The organism is Infirmifilum sp. (assembly GCF_049970975.1).
GTDB classification, from domain to species: Archaea; Thermoproteota; Thermoprotei; order Thermofilales; family Thermofilaceae; genus Thermofilum; species Thermofilum uzonense.
Window position 1 is genome coordinate 22,064 of record NZ_JBMFLX010000019.1, and the last position, 3,381, is coordinate 25,444.

At 48.2% G+C, this 3,381-nt stretch carries 4 protein-coding genes; all 4 read left to right on the top strand.

From position 1 onward, the window contains the following. Positions 1 to 361 precede the first annotated feature (361 nt). Entirely contained in the window at positions 362 to 1,378 is a 1,017-nt protein-coding gene (locus tag ACP5KC_RS04700) for a substrate-binding domain-containing protein (RefSeq protein WP_428286892.1), read from the top strand. A gap of 49 nt (positions 1,379 to 1,427) precedes the next feature. Next, positions 1,428 to 2,084: an ABC transporter permease gene (locus ACP5KC_RS04705; RefSeq protein WP_191118679.1), complete on the top strand. Its 657-nt coding sequence runs from the start codon at positions 1,428 to 1,430 to the stop codon at positions 2,082 to 2,084. Next, entirely contained in the window at positions 2,077 to 2,772 is a 696-nt protein-coding gene (locus ACP5KC_RS04710) for an ABC transporter ATP-binding protein (RefSeq protein WP_191118678.1), read from the top strand. Before ACP5KC_RS04705 ends, ACP5KC_RS04710 begins: the two co-directional genes overlap by 8 nt. A gap of 55 nt (positions 2,773 to 2,827) precedes the next feature. Further along, a partial coding sequence (locus ACP5KC_RS04715; protein ID WP_428286893.1) for a LysR family transcriptional regulator occupies positions 2,828 to 3,381 on the top strand: 554 nt, incomplete at its 3' end.

Genomic DNA, 3,381 nt, shown 5'->3' on the forward strand with positions numbered 1-3,381 from the left:
ATTGTAATAATCTAAATGCTACCTTTTCCATCTATAGGAAGACTGTGGCCAAAACAGTGACAAGCCTTGCCCCTTCCAGGGCGGGGAGGAGGTTAGGTGTGCCCAATCTGCTACGCATATATCTTAATGAACACTTAACATTTTTAGCAGGCATTAGAGGGTAGTTGGAGAGGTAGAGCTATCTCATGTTTGAGTACGACCTTGGGAGTTATGGCAGTACAAGATCCAAAGATTATGAGTGGTAAACAATGGGGCGAGATAACTTCGTTAGAAGAGGCATAAGACGAATAAATAACAAGAGGAATAAATAACAAAAAGAAAATTTTATATTTGATTGGATAAAAATTCATATCGATCACAGATGGATAAAAAACTCTTATACGGCATAGTTGTAGTTGCGGTTCTCCTTGTCGCGGCATTTCTAGTATACCCGATGCTTAACCCACAACCCGGGACAGCCCCCCGTCAGGGGACTCAACAACCCTCAACTCCATCCCAGCAGACTCCACCTCAGGCTCAGCAGCCCAAGGAAAAAGTGGTTCTAAGAATCTCGACGACTACAAGCATGGATGCTACAGGGTTGCTACAGGCTATTAAGCAGAGGTTTGAAGCCAAATATCCCTGGATAAATGTGACATGGGTCGCTGTTGGTACGGGCCAAGCAATCGAGATCGCAAAGAGAGGGGACGCAGACCTAGTAATCGTTCATAATAGGGACCTCGAAAACCAGTTCATCGCAGAGGGATACGGCGTCCATGGTATAACTTTCGCCTATAATGACTTCGTACTTCTAGGGCCACCAGATGATCCAGCCGGAGTGAAGAGCGCTAAGAATGCTGTAGACGCATTCAAGAGGATCTATGCCGCTGCTGAGGCCGGAAAGACAGTCTTTGTCTCAAGAGGAGACAGGTCAGGCACTCACTTGAGAGAACTACAGTTATGGTCTATGGCCGGCGTTGACCCCAAGGGCAAGCCCTGGTATAAGGAGACGGGCCAGGGGATGTCCCAGACGCTCATGGTAGCCGACCAGCTGAACGGGTACACTCTCTCAGACCGATCCACCTACCTTGCCTTCAAAGACAAGATACACCTGGTCATTCTGAACGAGGGCGACCCCCTGTACCTTAACATTTACCGAGCAATACCAGTAAACCCCAAGAAGTTCCCACACGTCCATTACAATGAGTCTCTCCTATTTGTCACCTTCATAGTCTCACCCGAGGGCCAGAACTTGATAGGAACGTACGTTAAGGGCGGAGCTAAACTCTTCAACGTGTGCTTTGGTAACCTAACAAAGCTGGGAATATACGACCCCTACGAGTACGACCAGATGAGCGGACAAGTCGTCTTCTACCAGAGCCTGATAGGGAAGAGCTAGACACGACGGATTTAAAAAATAAGGTTAATTTTTTAGAACGGTGGGCTTCTTGGAGTATTCCGAGATAATACAAATAACTCTTCTCTCCTTGAGGGTCTCGGGGATAGCTGTCCTCCTCTCTACACTAGTGGGCGTTTTTACTGGGGCTTATATTGCCGTCTCCCAGACGCGTTTTAAAAACATAATTGTAACTCTTGTAAATACATTTATGGGGACTCCTCCCGTACTACTGGGCCTCGTACTATACCTTTTGCTTTCCAGGTCAGGGCCTCTCGGCTTCCTAGGAATACTCTTCACACCTGAGGCCATGATATTGGCGCAGTTCCTCCTCACACTACCTATAATAACAGGCTTGACGATAACAGCTATAGAGGCGCTTCCGCAGGAGACAAAGGAGTTCTTCCGGTCTTTAGCTATACCAAAGCATTACGAGCTCCTTTTAACTCTCAACGAGGCGAGAGTTGGGATATTCGGAGGAGTGCTGGCTGCACTCGCGAGGGCTGTGTCCGAGGTTGGAGCGGTAATTATAGTTGGGGGTAATATACGGTACTACACGCGTGTTTTAACCACTGCAATAGTCTTCTACACGAATACAGGGGAGTTTGAAATGGTATTATGGCTGGGCGCTGTTTTGACACTTGTCTATCTCGCCATAAACACGGTACTATTAATACTCAGGTTCAAGCTGGGTGTCAAGGGTGCTTAGGGCCCAGAACCTCACGAAAAGGTTTGGAGACGACAAGGTAGTAGACAACGTAAGTTTAGAGAGCCCAGAAGGGAAAATTACCGTTATCATGGGTCCAAACGGTGCTGGAAAGACAACCCTCCTGAAGATGCTGGCACTGTTAATACCTCCGGACGCCGGGGAGATAGAATACAACGGGGTAAAGGTGAACACGCTCGGTGAAAAAGAGAAACCCGAATTCCAGAGGAAAATCTCTTTTGTCCCCCAGAAGCCCCCAGTGCTAACTGCTAGTGTTTTCAGGAACGTCTATCTACCACTGAGGTTTAGAGGGGTGGAGCCCTCAAGGGCTAAGTCTTTAGCGGAGGAGTGGCTGGCTCGTTTCCGACTTGCAGGCTTTTCGAGGAAGAACGCCCAGAACCTGTCTGGCGGCGAGAAGCAACTTTTGGCTCTCGCAAGAGCATTTGCCACCCAGCCTGAAATCCTCTTGCTGGACGAGCCTACAGCACACCTAGCCCCCCAGAACGCAGAGTTTGTCCGAGAGTTCATAAAGCGGTTTGTATACGAGACAAAGGCCCATGCCATTATTGTTTCCCACAGTGTAACCGAGGCAAAAACTCTGGCCGACAGGCTCTTGGTTATGGTGTCAGGGAAGATTAAAGCTGTATACGATGGCGAGTTTAGAGAAGAAGAAATACTTAAGTGGATCTAAGCTATTCGGGCAAAGCAAAGATATATCCATGTCCTCGTTAATTCCATGAGTCCGCTTGGAGGAGAGAGACCTCGAGAAAACCCTAAAGCTTTTGTCCCAGTTAAAACCGGTCATTAGCATACGGTTAGTTTTCGACGAGAGGGTTGTCTCGGAAGAGGATATTCATTTGCTCGAGACACTTGCAGATACGGGCTCTCTAAAGGAAGCCTCCAAAAAGCTTGGCGTCGACTATAAGACTTTATGGTTGAGGCTGAAGAAGATCGAGCAGCTACTCGGAGTCCGATTAGCGGACAAGAAGAGAGGCGGTGTCAGGGGTGGAGGGTTTGAGCTTACATTTGCAGCGGAAGCCCTGATGGAGAGGTACAGGGTTGTTGCCAGCATGCTCGAGAAAACCCTGAAAAATGTTCAGCTTAAGCCGGACTTAATCATTTATGGGAGCGACTGCCCTGGAATAGAACTAGCCGGCCGACTTCTTGCTGAGAAGGGTTTATCTGCGGAGTACCTAAGAGTTGGATCGCAGATGGGCCTTGAACTACTCTTAAAAGGCTACTCGCACCTGGCAGGGGTACATGTAATAGATCCGGAGACGGGTGAATACAACTTGCACTT